We start from the raw sequence: 24,680 nt of genomic DNA, 5'->3' as shown, positions 1-24,680 counted from the left end.
CTCGCAGAAGTGGCTTAAGACCTCTAAAAAAGACAACAGGAAACGCCCCGGTATCAACGGGTTTGGCGCAGTTCTTTTAGGGGTATCCTATGCATTATCTGTTGGCGGCGTTGCTGGGTCTGATCGAGGGTCTGACCGAGTTTCTGCCGGTATCGTCGACCGCGCACCTGTTGCTGGCCGAGCAATTGCTGAAGTTTCAAGATCCGGGCGGCAATTTCACCGTCATGATCCAGCTGGGCGCCATTTTGGCGGTCGTTGTGATATATTTCCAGCGGTTATGGGCCGTGGTGATCGGTTTGCCAACCAGCGCCGAGGCGCGGCGCTTCGCCATCAGCGTTTTGGTGGCTTTCTTCCCGGCGGTCGTGTTGGGGGTGGTCGTGCATCACCTGCTGGCCAGCCTGTTCGAGAATGTCCCGGTGATTTGCGGCGGCTTGATCGTCGGCGGGGTGGCGCTTTGGGCGGTCGATAAATATGCGCCGGCGCCGGTGCATCACGACTCGCAGACGCTGGATTTCAAGACGTCGCTGATTATCGGTTTGTTTCAGTGCCTGGCCATGATCCCGGGCATGTCGCGGTCGGGTTCGACCTTGATCGGCGCCATGGTGTGCAAGGTCGACAAAAAGGCGGGTGCGGAGTTCTCGTTTTTTCTGGCCATCCCGACCATGTTGGGGGCGTTTACGCTGGATTTTGTCAAGAGTTACAAGCTGTTGACGCCGGACGATTACAGCACGATCGCCGTCGGTTTTCTGGTGGCGTTTTTGGCAGCGCTTTTGGTCATCAAGCCGTTCATCAACTTCGTGCAGAAGCGCGGTTACGGGTTTTTTGCCTTGTGGCGCGTGGTTGTGGGGGTTGCGGGTCTGGTGTGGTGGTTCGGGTTTGCCCACGTTTAACTTCGGGGTCTGTCTGGGCGCCCCCGGGGAACCCGCGGCCCCAGGTCTTCTCTTCTGTCCAATAAAAGAGCCACGCCCTTGGGCGCGGCTTTTTTATTGGATAAAGGGGAAAGTCTTGGGGGCACAGCCCCCAAACCCCGGAAGTTAGGCGGCGGTGGCGAACTGCCCATTCTTGCGGAAACGCCACAGATAGGACGGCACGATCGACTCGACCGCGGTCGGGGCGATGCCCAAGTCCTTCAGGCCCTTGGCGTTGCCCGCGACGACATTGTCCGACTGCAGCAAGGTGACCTGGTCGCTGGTCAGCAGAGGCGGCGGCAGGAGCGGCGACAGCAAGCCCTGGATATTGCCGGCAAGGCCGATCAGATGGGCAACCGCAAACGGCATCCACACCATCGGGCGCGGGCACATGATCTCGTTACCGACATATTTGACCAGGTCGGCGAAGCCGAACACTTCCGGCCCGCCCAACTCGAACACGCGGCCATAGGCGGCCGGGTTGCCCAGGGTCTTGGCGACGGCTGAGGCGACATCGCCGACATAGACCGGCTGGAAGCGCGTCTTGGCGCCGCCGATCGCCGGCATGAGCGGCAACATCTTGATTTGATTGGCCAGGGAGGTGAAGAAACCGTCGCCATTGCCGAAGATCACACTGGGGCGCAGCACGACGGCGGTCGGCAGGGCCTTGCGGACGGCTTCCTCGGCGCGGCCCTTGGTGGCGGCATAGTGCGAGGCGGCCTTGGGGTCGGCGCCCAGGGCCGACATCAGGACGAAGTCCTTGATGCCGCGGGYGGCGCATACCTTGGCCATATGGGTCGCGGCCTGACGCTGAACGGCGTCGAAGCCCTGGCCCATGGTTTCATAAAGGATTCCGACCAGGTTGACGCAGGCGGAGGCGCCTTCGAGGGCGCGTTCGATATCGGATTCGCGGGTGACGTCGCAGCGCACGACCTGGATCTGACCGACGTCGCCCATGGGCTTCAGATCATAGGCGATGGCCGGCTTGCGCACGGCGACGCGGATGCGCCAACCCTGACGCGCCAGGGCCCGCACGACCTGTTTGCCGACAAAGCCCGAACCGCCGAAAACCGTGACTATCTGCGCCATGACCAATCCTCTGTACTCTTGATATGCGCAACGCACCCGGGGCCGCGCAAACCCCTCGATAACCCAAGGTTTTTAAGGACGCAATGACTTTGCCCGGCTGCTAAAAATATTTGTGATGGGATTTTATCAAAACCGTTGACCGGCGAAATGTTTCCCCCTATAGGTCGCCGCCTTCCCCGCCAAACGGGGAGGACTACCACCTAAGACTAGTGCCCAGGTGGCGGAATTGGTAGACGCGCTGGCTTCAGGTGCCAGTGGCTTAACGGCCGTGAAGGTTCGAGTCCTTTCCTGGGCACCATCTTATTCTTCGCCTTAGGGCGTTGACCGTGGAATATCCGCACAATCCATTAATTTGCCGCACGCTCCGAATGGAGCGTTGGCATCCTTGCGTCGCAAGGCTTTGCGGTCATTCGGAGTAGATGTGGGCATTATCGGGGGAAAGCCGCACTCCGAATGCGCCGAATGAGGCTTGAGGGCGGCAAATTTTATAGTATTATATTACCGTATTGGCAGCGTTAAGCCCGTATTGTCAAGGGTTAGAGAGACCGACCCGGCGATCGGCGACGGCGGTGGCCGACGCGCAAAAGCGCGCTCCGAATCTCCGGCACTCCGAACAGGTGCCCTTGGTTCGAACTATTAAGTAAGACTTAATAGTTGTCCCCATCTGAGCTCGACGACGTCGCGGACCAGGACGCCGACCTTATAGCGGACTATCAGCTCGGCCGGGCGTTCGCCCTTGTGAAGGTGCGATGAGTTAGGGGCACCGCACCTGGGTATAAGGCTATGTCCACGATCGATAACATGTTTGCGGTCGAATTATGGGCCTTTCGGGCTGGCTTTTAGCGATTTGAGCGGACTGGGTGGCGATAAAATGCGTTTCGCAGAGGCCAAACCGGCCTTGTTGATCGGTCTGATCCGCACCGTTTAGCCGGATAATCGGGAAAATGGCCAAGTCATGCGGCAAAATTCATCCATTTTCATCCATTTATTTCGGCCGTGCTTTACCGCCTTGCCAGCTATGCCTTCCCCCCGGGGAATATTTGCAGCGGTCGCCGCCGGCGGGCGCTAAATGGCCGCACTCCGAATGGCTGTCTAAGCCTCGTCATAGCTCCGATCGAACAGCGCCTTGGCCTTTTCGAAATCCGCAGTATTCGCTACGATAATCTCCAGATCGCCGGTGCCGAAATGACCAACATTGCGCACGTCCCGGGTAAACCCGCTTTCGAGCGCGATACTATCCGGGTTCACCTTCACATAGACCTTGATGTGACGGATTTGCGGCTTGACCTCGACGCAGGCGAAATTCTTCAACCGCCGGAAAGCGATGTAATCAAAAAGGGTCTTGACCTGGACGTCGTCGCCTAAGGCGACCAGGTAGGCCTTAATAGCCTCGTACAGATCGGTCAGACTCTCGTCGGCATCGGCAAGATATTGTGAAACAGTCTTTTGCTTCGATCGCAGCCGCGGAACCGACGCTCCGGCGTCATCCGTATCGGTTGACAGATGTGTCGGACCCGGGCGTCCGGCCGCCGACGTCAGCAGCTCAAAAAGCAGCAGTTCTTCGCCAAAGCGGCGGTAACGCACCAACTCGATATTGCGGTTCATTTGATTGACGGCGTGCGCGTCATATTTGGTAAAATCTCCGGCAATGCAGATAAGCCGTGGCGTTCCCCATTCGATCGCTTTCGCGGCGTCAGCCCCAAACCTTTCGAGCACCAGCCATTTGAACGCATCCTTGTGATCCATAAGCCAGTTCAGGTAAAACAGTCCCTGGTTGATGACGTTTTCGTTGCTAGCGCGTTTGTACTCGATGATCACCGGCGAGCCGTTCTCATCGATACCCAGGGAATCCATTCTCCCGCCATTCGACGTGACATATTCGGACGCCAGAAAACGCACTCCCAGGAACGCCTCCATATTGCGTTCGATCAGCACCTGTAGTGATTTTTCAAGCGCGACAGCCGTACCCTGGAGTTCCGTAATGCCGCCGGCGGATGTGCGGAAAAGTTTGATATCGCTCATAGGTTATATGTCCAGGTTGGGCAGGCGCTTCGGTAGTGGGGCCGCATAATAGCGGGTTCAGCGTCTGTCATGATAGCTCCCAGTTCGGCACGGTAAGGGGCGCCATATCTTTTTTCTTGGTCTCGGTCACACTGAAACGAAATGGCTATTTCGGAATATGCGTTACGAAGGCAGCTTGCAGCGTTTCGACAGCGTCAATTGCGCCTTTGACCTCGTTCTCAACCAGCGTAATAGGCGTCGAATGTGAGAACGGATTTAACACAACCTTTCGCCATAGTTTGACCTGGGTGATAGCAGGAAGAACCAAAGGCTTTTCTGTCGCACGGGCTGCGTCACCAAGCCATTTCTCTATTCCCTGCAACAGATCATCCGTGCTCAAGCGCCTGGGCTCCAAATAGTAATTTACTGGGATGTGCTTTCGATCACATAGTTTCTTCAGACTAAGTTCAAAGGCCATGCGCGCATGAACAGTTGCCGCAGAATATTCTTTGTCCGCTAAGAATTTTCGAGCGGTTGCGATGTTCGATGCGACATCACTGCCCTGTTGCGTTCGCAAGATTGGCCGGCCTCCACCTGACGGTTCAACCCCCTCAAAAATTTCCAAAAACGCCCAATCCTTGGTATCTTCAAGGTAAAGCCTGGCCATTTCGAACCAAACGCGGTCATGCGTCAAAAGGATGATCTGCCAATCCGTCTTGATAAAGCGCTCACGCAGGACCTCAAGAACGGGATATCGATTGGATTGGTCAAGCCCGATTAAGACATCATCAAGCACCATAAGGCGCGGCGTGTCGGCCTGAAGCGTAGCGGCGCAAATTTCTCGACCAGCGAAATAGATGGCCAAGGCCAGTGCAGAGAGCCGGGCTTCATTCAAGAACGTCTGCGGTGAAGCCAACGTCTGCCCGCGAAATTTGAGTGAGGGTGTTACCTCCTTGCCAACGTAACGACGATCTTTTCGGAGTCTAGCCGCTGGGAAACGCACGCCTGTCGCGGAAAGGTTTTCCAATTGGACATCACCCCATCCAAGGGCGGCCAAAATTTCATTTGCTTTGGGAACTATAAGCTCAAGGGCTTCAGATAACGCAGCATTAAAGCTGAGCCTGTAGGCCTCAATTCTATCCTTTATAGGCTGGTAAAGGCGCGGTGCTTGTGGAAGCGGCTCCATCTGCCGCCATAGATTTAAAAGCCCTATGGGCTTGCCATTATGAATGGCCTCATAGTCACGTAGCAAAACCTGCACGCACACATCGAACAGATTGACCCTCGGCCCCTTGTGCCCGTAGTTGGTATCCAGCAAGGCGCGATAGTCCAGCATAGCCTTGCGCAGACCGCCGTTGAGTATGCGGGGATCGGCCTTGACAAGACCGCTATCGACCGGATGACGTGCCGTTGTCCAGGAAGCCGGCTTGGCATCACTTACAAACTCGACTTCGACCATAACGTCAGTGTCAGGTTGGCCGGAGAAAATATTCTGGAAACCCAGCAATTGCTCCTTGCGGGCCAACGAATTTGGCTTGGCGACCGAAAAGACGTTGTCCAGCGCGTGAAACAGGGACGATTTGCCGGCGCCATTTTCGCCGTAGACCAACAGGTTCTTACCATTGAGCGTGACAGCAACCTTTTCTGGGCCAGGAAAGGCGCGAAAGTCGCGTAAGGTCAGGGTTTTAATCCTGAGCGGTGCTGGCGCCGGAGGAGCTGCAACCACTACCGGTCCTGGCGCGCCGGTCATTGGCTCACCAGATATTGGATGCGATGGTTGTCAGACCACGGCACGTCGTCGTAACGCGCCAAAAGGCTTTTGCCCAGAGCATCTTCTGCGACATAGCCTCGGTCGGAATTGCAATGCTCGACTATGGTCATCAACTCGTGGACCAGATGCGGCGCGTCGTACCAGGAACGCACCTCTGCCTTCAGCCAGGATAGCCAACGACCTGCGAGCTTATTATCCTGATCCAAATCGGTTTCCCCATCGGCAAATGGTAGGCGTCGCTGCACGATTTGACTGCGGTAACGCCAGGCGGCCGCGATTAAATCATGGGCGGTCTGAAGCGACCGATGGTCGATCCCCTCAACCTTAGTCACGGCTGGCGGCTCCTGTCCCAAGAGGGCGGCGGCGCGCACGGTCATGTCCCGGCACTCGGACCGTATAATCCGCAGGGCGTCGTAATAGACGTCGTGCTGCATCCAGCCCGCCTCTACGCTGTCGTCCTCAAAGCAGGTGCCAACGATCATTCCCGCCCTTCAATGATGCGGACTACGTCCAGGGTTTGCAGGTCCGACAGCATGGTGCGCAGGCGTGCGCCGGGCACCAGGTGGGTGGCGGCAAAGCTATCTGCTGCCTTGATCAAGGCCTCGCCTTCAAGGCCGGCAAGAACAGCAAGGCCTGCGTGTTCAGCTTCGTCGAATATTTTTAGGTTACGCGAATGGAGGTCGTCTTTGAAGAAGAGTTCGTAGACAAAGCCGTTAAGTAGCTGCTCGATGCGGTTATCGGACACGGCAATTAAGCCGTAGTCAATTTTGTTCATGAGCTTAGATTGAAGAGAGTCAATTTGCGGAACGGGAAATACCTCAAGACCCTCCGGCTGAACTTCATAGAAGCCACCCTGCTTGCTCGCAAATGTGTTTCGGGAGTAGTATTCCGATATACTAGAATTTAGCAGTGCAACCAAGTAATTGTCAAAAGTGCCAGTTCGGATAAAGTATGCCGTGTTCCCAACAATCGCTCCCGAATTGTCAACGCAGAACGACGGCCGAAACGAAATTTTCGTTGAAAGAATTTTTCGTTGTGTAAAGTCATCCCAATATTTGCACGAACGTAGTTCCCAGAAATATCGGCCTTGATCGTATCGCTCTACGAGTTGGCGCCGGTACTGCATCACGTGATGATATATTGAAGGATAGGTGCTCTTGAATACGGACTCTGCATCCTTGGCTCCACTCCAAGGATGGGACACATTTTCCGAAGAAGGGATTTTGATAAGCCAGAGGTCCTTAGGCTCCGCTTGCCATCTCTCAACGTCGGTTCCTCGCATATAAGGCTTTAGCAAAGGCTTTGCACTTTCATGATCGGCGATAAGGCGATCTCTGGTCGGGCGATCAACTACGAACGCTTCATTAAAACCTGTCGTTATTCCGCGATAAACACGGGCAGACACGAAGTCTCTTAACGGCGTACCATTCGTTCGAAGCTGCTCCAAAAGTCGTCGCTTCGCTTGCGGCTCTAACTGCCAGCTATCATTAGCCAGGGTCTTTTGCGGCAGATCAAAGCCAAGAGTCTCGACCAGGTCAGAAAAGCCTTCAACTTCTGCTCGGTCGCGGTCGGCGGGCCAATTCATAACGCGAAGCGTGTCTGTGTCTGGCACCACATGCACAGGCTCTACTCGGCGCGTAGCGACAATAATTGTGGGATAGGCCAACGCGTCAAACACCTCGGCATCACCAAAATCGATTATATGACAAAGCCTAGCGTTGCGATTTAGCCAACTGCGCAAAGGCGCGCCATATTTGAGGCGATACCACTTGTTCGAGGTGATGTAGGCAAAGGCACCGCCGGGTTTCAGCAGTTCGATGCCGCGTTGGATAAAATAGACCAGCAGGTCGGCAGTGCCATTGAACGCGCCCTTTGCGTTGCCATTACGGTCTTTACCCCCATAGAGCCGCTCAAAGTCACGTTTGTGCTCCTTAATCGACTCATGACGGACATAGGGTGGATTGCCGATCACCAGATCGAACGGCCCGACGCGGTAGATGTCTTTCAGCGTGATATCCACCTTCGGCGACGCCAAGCCGAACATCCATTCCGGGTCAAAGAAACGAGCATGGCTGTTCTGGTCGAACGGGTCCCACGCCGCCATCAATTTGGCGTTGGATTCATCGACACCACTGCCCACAACCAGAAGGTCGGCCAGCTCATCGCGCAGCCGGCCAATTTCCTCACGGCGCTTGCGTTTGGTTTTGACCGTGCGCGCGCTGAAATAGCGCTCGTTGAYGGCGCGCAGTTCCGCCTCTTTTTGGTCGATCCGCGTATCCCGTAACAAATCGCCGGCCTGGCGATCGACACGCATCAGGCTATCGGCGGCCACCAGCTTCGTTTCCAGGTTAGGCAGAGCGGTTATGTTTAAATTCGGCTGCGACGGATCGATCTTCTGACTGACCACAAGCGAGATAAAGAAGCGCAGCTTGGCGATCTGAACCGCGATGGGTTGCAGGTCCACGCCAAACAGGCACTTATCGATCAGATACAGTTTGCGGGCATAGTCCGGTTTGTTGGCATCCGAAAAGTCGTGATCCAGTTTCGCCAACGAGGCTTCGACTTCATCGAGGGCCGCGTCACGGCGTGACGGATCGGGCATGCGCAAGGCCGCCGCTTTTTGCTCTTCCAATGGTCTGCGGTTTTGCGCGTACCAGCGCTTCCCGTCGGGATCGAGCCGATGCAGTATATGAATAAGCTTCTGCAACAGCCCCATCGGGAAGGCGCCAGACCCACAGGCAGGATCGAGCGCGCGCAGACTGTCTATCGCCGTTATCAGGGCATCGGTCTCAGTTGGTGAAAACGGGTTGCCGTTTTCCCGGTACGACAACAATGCGCGGAGGCGCGCTTCAAAGTCTGGACCTGGTTTTTCGGCCAGTTCGGCAGCAGGCATTGACGCGCTCAGATCGAGCTCGCCCGGCATGGCGCCGAAATCGAGCCCCTGAACTATGGGTTTGCCTTGGCGCACCGGCTTAGGCTTGGGTGTCAGGCGACCGAGAAAATAAGCGATCAGCGCCTCATCGACCATATAGTCGACGACTTCACGGGGGGTATAGAAAGAGCCCGACTTCTTGCGCGCCGTCGTCTTGGTGTCCGAATTGTAGCTGGCAAGAAGATTTTCAAAGACCTTACCCAACAGTTCCGGGTCAAGCGCTACTTCTTCTTCAACGGGCGTGTTTTCCTCGACAGTGAATTTGTAGCGGGAGAACAGTTCGATTAGCCCCATCGCTTTATACGACTTGCCGTTCTGCGGGTCATAGTCGTCGCTTGGAGTGATCAGTTGTTCTCTGGAGAAGAAAATCTTGTTCGGGACGTTGAGGGGATTGCCACCGCGTTCAGAAAAGCCATCGATACGCAGGACTTTACCACCGGGCGCCAGGTAGCGTTTCAGGTCGGGATTACGCTCAATTTCTCGCGGCGAGACTTCACGATCAAGACATTCAAATAGACCGCCATTCAAGAATGGGACCTTTTTGAAAAGGTCGAGCGCCGCGTCTGGGTCACGGAACGCATCCTTGAACCGGTACACACTGTGGATCAAATAATGACCGTCCAATCCGTCGCCCGGCGCTTTTGAACGCCATTTGCGATCGTCGGACATCTCGGTGTTGAGTGTCGCGAAGAACAGGTTCTGGAGGATCGCTTTGTAGTATGTGCTGCTGTCCGCCTGTTCACCTGGGTCTTCGACGAGAAATTTCCGCAAGGCGTCAGTTTCGAATAGTTCGCGAGGTACAAGGCCCTTTTCCTTGATAAACCAAACGAAAATCAGTCGCGTGAGTAGTCTGATGACGGCGATCTGGTTCTGCTCGTCGCGTTTGGCGGGATCGCTTTCAAGAGCAGCGGTCGGGAAGGTCACCTGTTTAACCGACCAGAAATACCAGTTTGCCAACTCCTGATAGAAGCGCTTGTTGAGGGCTTGCGCAGACAAGGCTTCCAGCCAACCGTCATAGAGATCGCGGAAATGCGAAGGCGTGCCACGGCCGCGCACCTTCACGTTTTCCAGGGCTAGATCCCGTAGAATATCGACCTGGGCACGGTGCGGGTCGTTTAAGTTGATGTCCTTGATAATGGAAATGCGCCGTTCAACGACGTCGCGTGTCCCATCTTTCTTGTTTGGCCGGCGATCTATCACCGCGATGGATGCAAAGTCGCCGTGCTTGAACAGGATGACGGCCGGCATGGGAAAGACGCGATTGATCTCACGGGTCATCGATGCCAGGGCGCCACGTGTCCAGTCGCCGGGCTGCAATTCGATCGCCAGGAAAACGAAAGACTCGATAATGGAGGTGCGAAAGTCTTGCGGCGCCTGAAGGAGGTCACGCTGACCAGCGGCCAGCATTGGAATCTCGTCGTTCGTCAACTGAAACAGAAAATCGACCCGTTTCCATTGATCGAAATGCGCTGCCGGTTTTGAAACGAGTTGATCGCCGCCGTCTAATAGTGCGGCAAAAGATTCAGGCTTGCCGTCGAGTTGTACGGTCTTTTGGCTGGTATAACCCAATGTGCCGAACAAGGCTGTGGCAGCAGATTTCAGCGGTGTACTGGCCATCGCCACTAAGGCGCTTTTGATTTCCACGCTAAGATTAGACATTTGCCGTGCTTTCCACTGGCATGATCACAAGCCAGGTCACCAGGTCGAAATCCGAGGTGGATTTAGGCAGGTTGCCGCCATCAATCAATTTGCCGCTCCGGCCGCTAAAAAGATTGCTGAGATTTTTCTTATGGGTTTGAGTAGCGATGGCCGCCACCGCTGACTCCAGAAGCGCGCTGAACTTGGACATGTCATTGCCGTCCCGGGTTTGCGTATCGAACAGATTGCAGAGTTGGCCGTAGGGCTCGGACTTGCCCTGACTTACCGCCCGGAAAATATCGAGGATTTGCTTGGGCGCGGTGAAATTATAACGAACCTCGCCATCGTCACGAATATAGACCAGGAAGTAGGGTTGCAGGGCATTGACGGCCTCACCACCGGTCGACGCGTGAATTTGTTTCAGGCAGTAGATAACGCCGGGCTGAATAATCGAATATTGAGGATGCGGAGGAACGACGGCGTAGAGCCCTAAGGGCGCTTCCTCAAGTTTGTCACGGTTGCCTTCGATATAGGTCAACAGTTCCAACCGGAAATCATCCAGGGTGAACTCATTAAGCGCCACGGACTCGTTGAAATCTTCCAGGTCGAGAACTTCATCCTGTAGACGCATGAGTTGCTTGTCGCGGTATTTCAAATCGTCCTGGATCAATTCCTCAATATCTTTCAAGACGTTGTCTTCCGCAGTGGCGGCAATGTCGACAAGCGCCATCCGCGCCTCAACGCGGTTTTTCAGGTTGATATATTTATTCAGGTCTTCCGTTGGCCAGAAATTGACCAATTGGATATCGTTATTGAGACTGCCGATCCGATCGACCCGCCCGAAGCGCTGGATAATCCGCACGGGATTCCAATGGATGTCGTAATTGATGAGATAGTCGCAGTCCTGAAGGTTTTGCCCTTCGGAGATACAGTCGGTACCGATCAAGATGTCGATTTCCGCATCCTGAGGCATGGACTTCATCTTGGCGCGCTTTTTCGCCCTCGGTGAAAAATTGGTCAGTATCTGCGAAAACTCTGCCTTGCCATAGGTCGTGCGATTGGGTCGCGCTCCGCCGGAGACCAAGGCAATATGCACACTCAGGGTATTGCGCGCCCAGCGCTCGAGACTTTCGTACAAATAGTTAGCTGTGTCAGCAAAAGCGCAGAAAATGATAACCTTGCGGTTTTCCTCACCGTGCATGTTTGTCGTTGGGTGCCTGACTTTTTGCTCAATCAATTTTTTCAAATCGGCCAGTTTGGCATCACGTTCGACATCGACAGCCATGGCCGACTCCGACAGCAAGGACAATTGCTGCTTATCGGTCGCCAGATCACGGAGCCAGGCGTCGACATTCAGGTGATCCAAGTCATATTTGAGCTTGGTACCGACCTGGAAGGCGTCGCTCAGGTCCTCGTCGTCCTCGTCATGAATGGCGAACAGGTCGGTTTGCAGTACGCTATCAGCCTTCTTTTTGTGAGCCTGGTACTGCTTAAGCCGATCTTCGAGGGCTTCAATCTTTGCAACTGTCCGCTCCATTGTAATGGCAAAGGCATGGACGGAACTTTCCAGCCGCTTCAAGAAGTTCACCTTGATCATGCCAATCAGGAATTTTTCCCGATTAGCCTGCGAAAAATTGGCAACGCGTCCGTCGTTGTACAGATGTTTGTGGGGTTCGCGGACATAGGTCGATGGCCGGAAGAGGGCGAGTTCGTATTTCAGGATTTCGTCGTTTAGCCGATCATAGGGCATAAACCGCCCCTTCAGGTCGATCTCCGAAAAAATAGATAGTGGTTTCTTACGCTTGGGAAAATGACCAATCGTCTCCAGGGAAGCACGGTAATACTTCTTGATGTGTTTGCGTGACCTCGCGATCGTCAATTCATCCAGCAGGGTGAAAAATGCCGATGGCAACCGGTCCATAAGGTCGCGAGAATCGCGGTCGCCGGCGCGTCGCGCCCACTCCATGAAGGTTTTTTGCGCTGTCGTCAGAGTTTCCTTGACGCTTTTGATGGCTAAGGCGCCGGCAAAAGCGTCATCCCTCCCCTCGGTGACGAACATGATTTGGTTGCGAAGATCACTCAGATCGTTGTTGACGGGTGTCGCCGATAGCAAAAGGACCTTCGTTTTAATCCCAGCCCGGATCACGTCGTCCATCAGGCGTTCATAGCGACTCTTTTTGACGATGTTGCCGTCTTCGTCGCGCTTACCTTTGGTATTGTTCCGGAAATTGTGGGACTCATCGATAACGACGAGGTCGAAATTGCTCCAATTAATGCCGGCCAAGTCGATGCCGTCAACTCGGCCGGTCTCACGAGACAGGTCGGTATGAGACATGACTGTGTAGTTGAACCGGTCACGCAGAAACGGATTTAGTTCGCTGTTGTTTTGCGCAAGGAACACGGTCCAATTGTCGCGTAATTTCTTCGGGCAAAGCACTAAGACCCGATGGTTCCTCAGCTCATAATATTTAATGACGGCCAAGGCCGAGTAGGTTTTACCCAAGCCGACGCTATCAGCCAAAATACAGCCGTTGTGCGCGTTGATTTTGTGGATGGCCCCTTTGACGCCATCTTTTTGGAAATCGAAAAGAGCCTTCCAAATCTCGGTATCGACAATGGCCGTTTGCTCGAAGAGCGCGGCGTCCGCGCTCTGCCCCGATATGAACTTGTCGAACACGTGAAAGAGGGTCTTGAAGTAGATGAACTCCGGAGAGTGATGGACATAAAGTTGCTCAAGATAGCGCAGCACGGCTGCCTTGACGTCGGTGACCAGGGATTGGTCATTCCAAATTGCGTCGAACCAGTCCTTCAGGTCGGACCTGTCACGGTCGCTGTCGACAATCAGGTTCAATTCGATATTGGGCGTTTCCGATATGCCCAAGCCACGACGGGTAAAATTTGAACTGCCTACGATCGCATATTCACGGCGACCGTCGTCGATGTGATACATCTTGCCATGCAGGAGATTGGCGTCCGAGATAGAGCGAATATCCACCTTCTCACGAATCCAGTTGGCGCAATCAAAGGCTACCTTACGCTGGGTCAGCCGGTTGGCCAGTTCCAACGCATCATTTTCGATCGCAAAGCTTTTCCGTTCAGTTTTATCCGGATCCAGTGAAGAGATAAAACGGGGCTCACCGAAGAGAAACTTTAGATTCGTGATCTTATCCAACTTGTCACGCAGGGCGTCATAGGCGTGAATCGTAAAATACGCCGACACGATCGACAAATGGCTGTTTTCAGCAATCCGCGACTTCAGAAAGTCGGCCACATTGCCGCGCGAATGATTATCGCGAAGACCGTGCAACGCCGCCGGCGGCGATAACGCCATATCTTCCCCCATACGAAGCCTCCGATTGCACGATTCGCATTGGTTGCGCGAGATCAAGCGCATACGTAGAACCGAATGGGTCGGCACTGCAAGTTCGATTGCAGTTGCACGGCATTATCCTAAACGCGCCAAGATGTTAACGACGAATTTAGATTGCGTTAACCATGTTTTGAGCATCGCGGGCGGGAAAATGCCTGTCTGAAATAAAAACTGAAATATTTCGCAAAGTGATTAATCGTTATTGTGCACTGCAATCGAATGTTTTGACAGTTTAAGGAAACACGTTTTCGTGTTGTCCTTGGGAAGAGCGCCCGTTACCGCTCCGGTGGAACGCTGTTATGCCTAATAGACTTGGTTAACACTTTGTTCAAGCGTTTGCGCATATTTTGGCCACAAAGGAGCTGGGGCGTTACAATCTCAATGGCATGAAGCCTGTTCGCGTTAAGGATGAATCGGGTCTTACCAAAGTCTGAGTTTTTCGGACTGTGGATGAAGAATTAACCCTGCTCAGCCAGATTACGCGTTCCTGTACATGTGTTTGGCATTTTCGCGCCGGCGTAACAAACAGCTTCAAAAGTACAGCTTCAAAAGGGGCACCGCCAAATGGCCGTCATCATCACGCTCGGTAATACCGACAACACCATGACCATCACCACGTTCGATGGTCTGACGACCGGGACGGGGACAGACACCATCACCGTCACAGGGCAGCTGACCGCCGCCACGGTCAATCTGGGGGCCGGGACGGACGTCCTGACATTGGGCAATTTCGCCAACTCGGTTACCGTCACCGGAGTCGAGACCCTGACCGGCGGTACGGCCGCGGACACCATCACCTTAGGGTCGACCCTCACCGGCATGACGCTGGACCTGGGCGCCGGGCTGGATATCCTCAATCTCGGCAACTTCACCAATACGGCGACGATCGCCAATGTCGAAACCGTGCTGGGTAATGCCGGGGCCGACACGATCACGCTCAGCACCGTGGTCGCGGCCGGGGTGTTCAATCTGGCCGGCGGCACGGACGCCCTGATCTTCGGCAACTTCACCAACTCCGCCACCGTTTCCAACACCGAAACCGTCACGGGCGGTACCGGCGCGGACACCATCACCTTCGCATCGGCTTTGGCCAACACCATGACGGTCGATCTGGCCGCCGGCGCCGACAGCCTGATCCTGGGCGCCTTCGCCAATACCGGCACCTTGTCGAACGTCGAAACCGTCACCGGCGGGACATTGGCCGATACGATCACCTTGGCCACCATCATGACCGGCGGCACGGTCAATCTGGGGACGGGCGTCGACGCCCTGGTCTTCGGCGATTTCACCAATTCGGCCACGGTTTCGAACGTCGAAACCATCACCGGCGGCACCGGCGCGGACACGATTACGGTTGGCGCGGCCCTGGTCGCTTCGACGATCAACCTGGCTGGCGGCACGGACGTGCTGACGCTGGGGAACTTCGCCAATACGGCGACGGTTTCGAATGCCGAGACCCTGACGGGCGGCACCGGCATCGACACGATTACGCTGGGTTCGGCCCTGACCGGCGTGACGCTGGATCTGGGCGCCGGGTTGGATGTGCTGACGCTCGGTAACTTCACCAATACCGGCACGGTTTCGAATGTCGAGACCATCACGGGCGCCGCGGGCGCCGATACGCTGACTTTGGCGACGGCCATCGCGGCGGGCACGATCAACCTGGCCGGCGGCACGGATGCGCTGACCTTCGGTAACTTCACCAATTCGGCGACGGTTTCCAATGTCGAGACGATCACGGGCGGCACGGGCGCCGATACGATCGTTTTGGCGGCCATCATCACGGCCGGCACGATCGACCTGGCGGCGGGCACGGACAGCCTGACGCTGGGCAACTTCGCCAATTCGGTCACGGTGTCCAACACCGAAACCGTCACGGGCGGCACTGCCGCGGATACCGTGACCCTGGCCACCATCATGACGGCCGGTACGGTCAATCTGGGGACCGGCACGGACACCCTGATCTTCGGCGATTTCACCAACTCCGCCACGGTTTCGAATGCTGAAACCATCACCGGCGGCACTGGCGCCGACACGATCACCCTGGCGGCGGCGATTGCCGGCGGCAATGTCAATCTGGGCGCCGGCACGGATGCGCTGACGCTCGGCAATTTCGCCAATACCACGACCGTTACCAATACCGAGACCCTGACCGGCGGCACGGGTATCGATACGGTTACGCTGGGTTCGGCCCTCACCGGCATGACGCTGGACCTGGGCGCCGGCGCCGACAGCCTGACGCTGTTCAACACCACCAATACCGGCACCGTTTCGAACGTCGAAACCGTCACCGGCGCGGCGGGCGCGGACACGCTGACCCTGGCTACGGCGATCGCCGGCGGGGTTATCGACCTGGCGGCCGGGGCCGATGCCCTGACCTTTGGCAACTTCACCAACTCGGCGACGGTTTCGAACACCGAAACCATCACCGGCGGCACCGGGGCCGATACGATTACGCTGGCGGCCGCCATTACGGCGGGCACGATCGACCTGGCGGCGGGCACGGATGCGCTGACGCTCGGCAATTTCGCCAACTCGGCGACGATTTCGAATGCCGAGACCCTGACCGGCGGTACGGCCGCCGATACGGTCACACTGGCCACGACCCTGACCGGCATGACGGTCAATCTGGGCACCGGCACCGACGTGCTGAACCTCGCTAACGTCGCCAATACCGGCACGCTGTCCAATGTCGAAACCGTTACGGGTAATGCGGCGGCCGACACGATCACGCTGGCCACCATCATCACCGCGGGCACGGTCAATCTGGCCGGCGGCACGGATGCCCTGACGCTGGGCAATTTCGTCAATAGCCTGACGGTGTCGAACACCGAGACCCTGACCGGCAACGCCTTGGCCGATACGGTGACCCTGGCGACCGATTTGACCGGCATGACGGTCGATCTGGCCGCGGGCGCCGACAAGCTGATCCTGGGCAACTTCTCCAATACGGCGTCGATCTCCAATGTCGAAACCGTCACGGGCGGCACCGGCGCCGACACGATTACGCTGGCCACCGTTATCGCGGCCGGCGTGTTCGACCTGGCGGCCGGCACCGACGCCCTGACTTTTGGCAACTTCACCAACTCGGCCACGGTGTCGAATACCGAAACCGTGACCGGCGGCACTGGTGCAGATACGGTGACTTTCGGCTCGGCCCTGGCCAACACCATGACGGTCGATTTGGCCGCTGGCGCCGACGTGCTGAACCTGGGTAACTTCGCCAATACGGGCACGCTGTCGAACGTCGAAACGATTACCGGCAATGCTTTGGCCGACAATATCACGCTGGCCACCATCATGACCGGCGGTACGGTCAATCTCGGCCTGGGCACCGATGCCCTGACCTTTGGCAACTTCACCAACTCGGCGACGGTTTCCAACGTCGAAACCATCACCGGTAATGCCGGCGCGGATACGATCACGATCGGCGCGGCCCTGACGGCTGCGACCATCAATCTGGCTGGCGGCACCGACGTGCTGACCTTGGGCAATTTCGCCAACACAGCCACGGTTTCCAATGCCGAAACCCTGACGGGCGGCACCGGCATCGACACGATCACGCTGGGCTCGGACCTGACCGGCATGACGCTGGACCTGGGCGCCGGCCTGGACGTGCTGACGCTTGGCAACTTCGCCAATACCGGCACGCTATCGAACGTCGAAACGGTCACAGGTAATGCCGCGGCGGACACGATCACCCTGGCGACGGCGATTGCGGGCGGCAGCTTCAATCTGGCGGCCGGCACGGATGCCCTGACCTTCGGCAACTTCACCAATTCGGCGACCGTATCGAACACCGAAACCGTCACAGGCGGCACCGGCGCGGATACGATCACCTTCGGCACGGCCCTGACCAACACTATGACGGTCGACCTGGCGGCGGGCACCGACGCGCTGACCCTGGGCGCCTTCGCCAATACCGGCACCCTGTCGAACGTCGAAACCATCACCGGCGGCTCGGCGGCCGATACGATCACCCTGGCCACCATCATGACGGCCGGCACGGTCAATCTCGGCACGGGTATCGATGCCCTGACCTTCGGCGACTTCACCAACTCGGCGACGGTGTCCAACGCCGAAACCATCACCGGCGGGACCGGCGCGGATACGATCACGGTCGGCGCGGCCCTGGTGGCGGCGACGATCAATCTGGCGGGCGGTACCGACGCCCTGACCCTGGGCAACTTCGCCAATACGGCGACGGTTTCGAACGCTGAAACCCTGACCGGCGGCACCGGTATCGACACGATTACGCTGGGGTCGGCCCTCACCGGCATGACGCTGGATCTGGGCGCAGGGTTGGACGTACTGACGCTTGGTAACTTCACCAATACCGGCACGGTATCGAATGTCGAAACCATCACCGGCGCCGCGGGCGCCGATACCCTGACCCTGGCGACGGCGATTGCCGCCGGCACGATCAACCTGGCGGCCGGCACGGATGCGCTGACGTTCGGCAATTTCACCAACTCCGCCACGGTTTCGAACGTCGAAACCATCACCGGCGGCACGGGCGCCGACACCATTACCACGGGCGCTGCCCTGGTGGCGGCGACGATCGACCTCGCGGCCGGTACGGACGTCCTGACGCTCGGCAATTTCGCCAACTCGGCCACGGTGTCCAACGCGGAAACCCTGACGGGCGGCACCGGCGCCGACACGATTACGCTGGCGACGACGCTCACCGGCATGACGGTCAATTTGGGCACCGGCACGGATACGCTGAACCTGGGCAACTTCACCAATACGGCGGCGCTCTCCAATGTCGAAGTCGTCACCGGCAACGCCGGTGCCGACACCCTGACGCTCGCCACCGCGATCGCCGGCGGCAATATCGACCTGGCCGGCGGTACGGACGCCCTGACGCTCGGCAACTTCGCCAACTCGCTGACGGTTTCGAATACGGAAACCCTGACCGGCGTTGCCGGCGCCGATACGGTGACCCTCGGCTCGGCCCTGACCGGCATGACGCTGGATCTGGGCGCGGGCGCCGACAAGCTGACCTTGGGCAACTTCACCAATACCGGCACGGTTTCCAATGTCGAAACCATCACCGGCGCCGCGGGCGCGGATACCGTCACCCTGGCCACGGCCATCGCCGCCGGTGTGATCGACCTGGCCGCCGGCACGGATGCGCTGACCTTTGGCGACTTCACCAACTCGGCGACCGTATCCAATACCGAAACTGTCACGGGCGGCACCGGCGCGGATACCGTCACGCTGGCGACAGCCCTGACCAACACCATGACGCTGGACCTGGCCGCCGGCACGGACGCCCTGATCCTCGGCAATGTCGCCAATACCGGCACCATCTCCAATGTCGAAACCGTCACCGGCGGAACGGCCGCAGACGCGGTCACCCTGGCCACGATCATGACGGGCGGCACGGTCAATCTCGGCACCGGGACGGACAGCCTGACCTTCGGCAATTTCACCAACTCGGCGACGGTTTCGAACGTCGAAACCATCACCGGCGGCACGGGTGCGGACACCATCACGGTCGGCGCGGCCCTGGTGGCGGCCACGATCAATCTCGGCACCGGCACCGACGTGCTGACCTTGGGCAACTTCGCCAATACGGCCACCGTCTCAGGCGCCGAAACTCTGACGGGCGGCACCCTGGCCGACACGATCACCCTGGGCTCGACCCTCACCGGCATGACCCTGGACCTGGGCGCCAGCGCCGACAGCCTGACGCTCGGCAACTTCACCAATACCGGCACCGTCTCCAATGTCGAAACCGTCACCGGTAATGCCGGCGCCGATACGCTGACCCTGGCCACGGCCATCGCCGGCGGCGTCATCGACCTGGCGGCCGGCACCGACGCCCTGACGTTTGGCGACTTCACCAACTCGGCGACCGTTTCGAATTCGGAAACCGTCACTGGCGGCACCGGCGCGGATACCCTCACCTTCGGCTCGGCCCTGACCAACACCATGACGGTCGATCTGGCCGCAGGCACCGATGCGCTGACCCTGGGCAATTTCGCCAATACCGGCACGCTGTCCAATGTCGAAACCGTCACCGGTAACGCCTTGGCCGACACCATCACCCTGGCCACCATCATGACGGGCGGCACGGTCAATCTGGGTCTGGGCCTCGATACGCTGGTCTTCGGCAACTTCACCAACTCGGCGACGGTTTCGAACGTCGAGACCATCACCGGCAATGCCGGCGCCGACACCGTCACCATCGGTGCGGCCCTGGTGGCAGCCACGATCAACCTGGCTGGCGGCACCGACGTCCTGACGCTCGGCAACTTCGCCAACACCGCCACGGTCTCCAATGCAGAGACCCTGACGGGCGGCACGGGTATCGATACGATTACGCTGGGTTCGGCCCTGACCGGCATGACCACCGACCTTGGCGCGGGCCTCGATATCCTCAACCTCGGCAACTTCACCAATACCGGCACGGTCTCCAACACCGAAACCATCACCGGTAATGCCGGCGCCGACACCATCACGCTGGCTACGGCCGTCACGGCCGGCACGATCAACCTGGCCGCCGGTACCGATGCCCTGACGCTCGGCAACTTCACCAACTCCGCCACGGTGTCCAACGTCGAAACCATCACCGGCGGCACCGGCAACGACACCATCACCGTTGGCGCGGCCCTGACCGCGGCCACCATCGACCTCGATGCCGGCACCGATGTTTTGACGCTGGGCAATTTCGCCAACTCGGCCACGGTGTCGAATGTCGAGACCCTGACCGGCGGCACCGGCGCCGATACCCTGACCCTGGCTACCACCCTGACCGGCATGACCGTCAATCTGGGCACCGGCGTCGATACGCTGAACCTGGGCAACTTCACCAACACCGCGGCGCTGTCCAATGTCGAAATCGTCACCGGTAACGCCGGTGCCGACACCCTGACCCTGGCCACCGCGATTGCCGGCGGCAATATCAACCTGGCCGGCGGCACGGACGCCCTGACACTCGGCAACTTCGCCAACTCGACGACGGTTTCGAACACCGAGACCCTGACGGGCGGCACCGGCGCCGACACGATTACGCTCGGCTCGGCCCTCACCGGCATGACGCTTGACCTGGCCGCCGGGGCAGACGCCCTGACGCTCGGCAACTTCACCAATACCGGCACGGTTTCGAACGTCGAAACCATCACCGGTGCCGCGGGTGCCGACACCATCACCCTGGCCACCGCCATCGCCGCCGGCATTATCGATCTCGCCGCCGGCACCGACGCCCTGACCTTCGGCAACTTCACCAACTCCGCCACGGTCTCCAACTCCGAGACCGTCACCGGCGGCACCGGCGCCGACACCATCACCTTCGGCACGGCGTTGACCAACACCATGACGGTCGACCTGGCCGCCGGCACCGACGCCCTGATCCTCGGCAACTTCGCCAATACCGGCACGATCTCCAATGTCGAGACCGTCACCGGCGGCACCGGCGCCGACATCGTGACCCTGGCCACCATCATGACGGCCGGCACGGTCAATCTGGGGACGGGCACCGATACGCTGGTCTTCGGCGACTTCACCAACTCCGCCACGGTTTCGAACGCCGAAACCATCACCGGCGGCACGGGTGCGGATACCATCACCATCGCCGCGGCCCTGGCGGCCGCGACGATCAATCTGGCCGGCGGCACCGACGTCCTGACCTTGGGCAACTTCGCCAACTCGGCCACCGTCTCCAACAGCGAAACCCTGACGGGCGGCACGCTGGCCGACACCATCACGCTGGGGAGCACCCTGACCGGCATGACGCTGGACCTGGGGGCAGGCGCCGACAGCCTGACCCTGGCCAATGTCGTCAATACCGGCACGGTCTCCAACGTCGAAACCGTTACGGGTAACGCGGCGGCCGACACCCTGACCCTGGCCACGGCGATCGCCGCCGGCGTCATCGACCTGGCCGGCGGTACCGATGCCCTGACCTTCGGCAACTTCACCAACTCGGCCACCGTCTCTAATTCGGAAACGGTCACCGGCGGCACCGGCGCCGACACCATCACGTTCGGCTCGGCCCTGACCAACACCATGACGGTCGATCTGGCTGCCGGCACCGACGTCCTTAACCTGGGCGCCTTCGCCAATACCGGCACGGTTTCCAATGTCGAAACCATCACCGGCAACACCCTGGCCGACACCGTCACGCTGGCTACCATCATGACGGCCGGCACGGTCAATCTCGGCCTCGGCACCGATGCCCTCACCTTCGGCGACTTCACCAACTCCGCCACGGTCTCGAACGTCGAAACCATCACCGGCGGCACCGGCGCCGATACCGTCACCATCGGCGCGGCCCTGCTCACCGGCACCATCAATCTCGGCACCGGCACGGACGTCCTGACGCTCGGCAACTTCGCCAATACCGCCACGGTTTCGAACGCAGAGACCCTGACGGGCGGCACGGGCATCGACACGATTACCCTGGGCTCGGCCCTGACCGGCATGACGCTGGATCTCGGCGCCGGCGCGGACATCCTCAACCTCGGCAACTTCACCAATACCGGCACGGTCTCCAACACCGAAACCATCACCGGCAATGCCGGCGCCGATACCCTGACGCTCGCCACGGCGATCGCCGGCGGTGTCATCAACCTGGCGGCCGGCACCGACGCCCTGACGTTCGGCAACTTCACCAACTCCGCCACGGTCTCGAACGTCGAAACCATCACCGGCGGCACCGGCAACGACACGCTGACCATCGGCGCGGCCCTGACCGCGGCCACGATCGATCTCGACACCGGCACCGACGTCCTGACGCTCGGCAACTTCGCCAACTCGGCGACGGTTTCGAACGCCGAGACCATCACCGGCGGCACCGGCATCGACGCCATCACGCTGGCCACCACGCTCACCGGCACGACGGTCAATCTGGGTGCCGGCGTCGACAGCCTGATCCTCGGCAACTTCGCCAATACCGGCTCGGTTTCCAACGCCGAAACCATCACCGGTAACGCTGCGGTCGACACCATCACCCTGGCCACGCTCATCACGGCCGGTGTCATCGACCTGGCCGGCGGCACCGACGTCCTGACCCTGGGCAACTTCGTCAACTCGGCGACGGTTTCCAACACCGAAACCCTGACCGGCGGCACCGGCGCCGACACCATCGTTCTGGGCACGACGCTGACCGGCATGACGCTCAACCTGGGCGCCGGCACCGACAGCCTGACCCTGGCCAATGTCGCCAATACCGCCACCATCTCTGGCGTCGACAGCCTGACCGGCGGCACCGCGGCCGACACCATCACCCTGGCCACCCTGATGACCGCGGGCTTTATCGACCTCGGCGCCGGCACGGATGCCATAACCTTCGGCGACTTCACCAACTCCGCCACGGTTTCGAACGCCGAAACCGTCACCGGCGGCACCGGCGCCGACACCATCACGATCGGTGCAGCCCTGACGGCCGCCACGATCGATCTCGCGGCCGGCACCGACGTCCTGACCTTGGGTAACTTCACCAACTCGGCCACCGTCTCCAATGCCGAGACCCTGACCGGCGGCACAGTCGCCGATACCGTGACGCTCGCTACGACGCTGACCGGCATGACCGTCAATCTGGGCACCGGCGCTGATACGCTGAACCTCGGCAACTTCGCCAATACGGGCACCGTCTCCGGCGTCGAAACCCTGACCGGTAATGCCGGTGTCGACACGATCACGCTCGGCACCATCATCACGGCGGGCACGATCAACCTGGCCGGCGGCACCGATGTCCTGACGTTCGGCAACTTCGCCAACTCGGCCACCGTGTCCAACTCCGAGACCATCAATGGCGGCACCCTGGTCGACACCATCACCCTCGGAACGGCCCTGACCAACACTATGACGGTCAACCTGAAGGCCGGCAGCGATACGCTGAACCTGGGCAACTTCACCAATACCGGCAGCCTGTCGAGCGTCGAAGTCATCAACGGCAATGCCGGGGCCGACACCATCACGCTTCTGACCTCCCTGGCGGGCGGCACGATCGACCTGGGCGCCGGCACCGACAGCTTGACGCTCGGCGGTACGCTCAACAGCGTCACCATCAACAATATCGAAACCTTCACCGGCAGCGCCGGCGCCGATACGGTGACCATCGCCAATACCGGTTCGACCACCCTTTACGGTGGCGGCGGCTTCGACGTCTTCGCGGCCGGCGCCGGCGCCGACACCTTCGTCATCGACGACTTCGGCGCGACGATCCTGACCACGGTCAACGGCTTCAAGGTCGCCGGCGCCGACAAGATCGCGCTCGACGTCACCGGCCTCAGCACCTACGGCGCCGACAATTTCGACATCAACGGCACCACCCTGATCGCCGGCACCAACATCACCAGCGTCGCGACCAATGACGCGCTGCTGGCGACGACCCTGAACAGCGGCCACGGCGCCTTCGTCTACGAACAGGACACCGGCGGCCTCTACTACTCGGCCGATGGCGACTTCTCCAGCGGCGGCACCCTGATCGGCCTGATCCATGCCGGCGGCACCACCGCCTGGACCTACGACATCTCGGCCTTCATCCTGGGCTAAGACGCAACAGGCCTAAAACCAGAAAGGCGGATCCGCGCTGAGCGGGTCCGCCTTTTTGCGTTCGCAGCTGTTTGTTTTGCGCGCACCAAAGGACTGCGATGGCTGATGGAGCGCTCGCAGATCTGCGCTCCATTCCGGCGGAAATCCGCCGTTAGCGCTACCGGTAGGTGTTGTGTCCGACAGGGCTGACATATTGGCTACTGCGTTGAAATAACTTGCGATATTAATCACACGACGCCTTCACAACCGCTGCATAACGGCCAAATTGGGCTGGCAGGCACCCCCTGGCCGGTTGTRTAACTAAATTTGAAATAATTAATTTGCCCGCAAAACCAACATCCCGTCAGAAGCGATTCTGGCGGAAGGCCAACTGCGCCTGGCCGACACCCAGGCCCCGCGGCCGGCGGGCACAGGACCTGTTTCAGACCTTATAAACAACAGTCGCGAAGCACCTGTCAAAAAGCG

Annotated in this window: 8 protein-coding genes and 1 tRNA gene; 3 read left to right on the top strand and 6 right to left on the bottom strand. The window is 58.9% G+C overall.

Annotated elements, in window-relative coordinates; translation table 11 throughout:
- The first annotated feature begins 89 nt into the window (after positions 1 to 89).
- The gene (locus AC1DX3_RS23340; protein ID WP_476991759.1) at positions 90 to 890 is read left to right on the top strand and encodes an undecaprenyl-diphosphate phosphatase; all 801 of its coding nucleotides are present in this window, start codon (positions 90 to 92) and stop codon (positions 888 to 890) included.
- A 144-nt stretch (positions 891 to 1,034) separates the two neighbouring features.
- Here the strand turns inward: AC1DX3_RS23340 and AC1DX3_RS23335 are convergent, their stop codons facing one another.
- The gene (locus AC1DX3_RS23335; RefSeq protein ID WP_476991758.1) at positions 1,035 to 1,997 is read right to left on the bottom strand and encodes a complex I NDUFA9 subunit family protein; all 963 of its coding nucleotides are present in this window, start codon (positions 1,995 to 1,997) and stop codon (positions 1,035 to 1,037) included.
- Positions 1,998 to 2,208: 211 nt separating this feature from the next.
- On the opposite strand from AC1DX3_RS23335, the gene AC1DX3_RS23330 reads away from it, so the two are divergent.
- Positions 2,209 to 2,295 (top strand) — tRNA-Leu (locus tag AC1DX3_RS23330).
- A 794-nt stretch (positions 2,296 to 3,089) separates the two neighbouring features.
- On the opposite strand, the gene AC1DX3_RS23325 is transcribed toward AC1DX3_RS23330, so the two are convergent.
- From AC1DX3_RS23325 to AC1DX3_RS23305, 5 genes are all read right to left on the bottom strand, one after another.
- The gene (locus AC1DX3_RS23325) at positions 3,090 to 4,019 is read right to left on the bottom strand and encodes a DUF5655 domain-containing protein (protein ID WP_476991757.1); all 930 of its coding nucleotides are present in this window, start codon (positions 4,017 to 4,019) and stop codon (positions 3,090 to 3,092) included.
- Positions 4,020 to 4,164: 145 nt separating this feature from the next.
- Complete coding sequence (locus tag AC1DX3_RS23320) at positions 4,165 to 5,724, bottom strand: AAA family ATPase (RefSeq protein ID WP_476991756.1); 1,560 nt, start codon at positions 5,722 to 5,724, stop codon at positions 4,165 to 4,167.
- Positions 5,725 to 5,744: 20 nt separating this feature from the next.
- Entirely contained in the window at positions 5,745 to 6,251 is a 507-nt protein-coding gene (locus AC1DX3_RS23315; protein WP_476991755.1) for a hypothetical protein, read from the bottom strand.
- Positions 6,248 to 10,360 (bottom strand): Eco57I restriction-modification methylase domain-containing protein, encoded by a 4,113-nt coding sequence (locus tag AC1DX3_RS23310; RefSeq protein ID WP_476991754.1) that lies wholly within the window; start codon positions 10,358 to 10,360, stop codon positions 6,248 to 6,250. Before AC1DX3_RS23310 ends, AC1DX3_RS23315 begins: the two co-directional genes overlap by 4 nt.
- The gene (locus tag AC1DX3_RS23305) at positions 10,353 to 13,682 is read right to left on the bottom strand and encodes a helicase-related protein (protein WP_476991753.1); all 3,330 of its coding nucleotides are present in this window, start codon (positions 13,680 to 13,682) and stop codon (positions 10,353 to 10,355) included. The genes AC1DX3_RS23310 and AC1DX3_RS23305 overlap by 8 nt, the downstream gene beginning before the upstream one ends.
- Before the next feature lie 591 nt (positions 13,683 to 14,273).
- Between AC1DX3_RS23305 and AC1DX3_RS23300 the strand changes: the two genes are divergently transcribed.
- Complete coding sequence (locus AC1DX3_RS23300) at positions 14,274 to 24,215, top strand: hypothetical protein (protein WP_476991752.1); 9,942 nt, start codon at positions 14,274 to 14,276, stop codon at positions 24,213 to 24,215.
- Positions 24,216 to 24,680: the final 465 nt, after the last annotated feature.

It is taken from the genome of Asticcacaulis sp. P2_B1 (assembly GCF_056404915.1).
The sequence above is the reverse complement of the archived record's forward strand: the minus strand, read 5'-3'. Positions and strand labels throughout refer to the sequence as shown.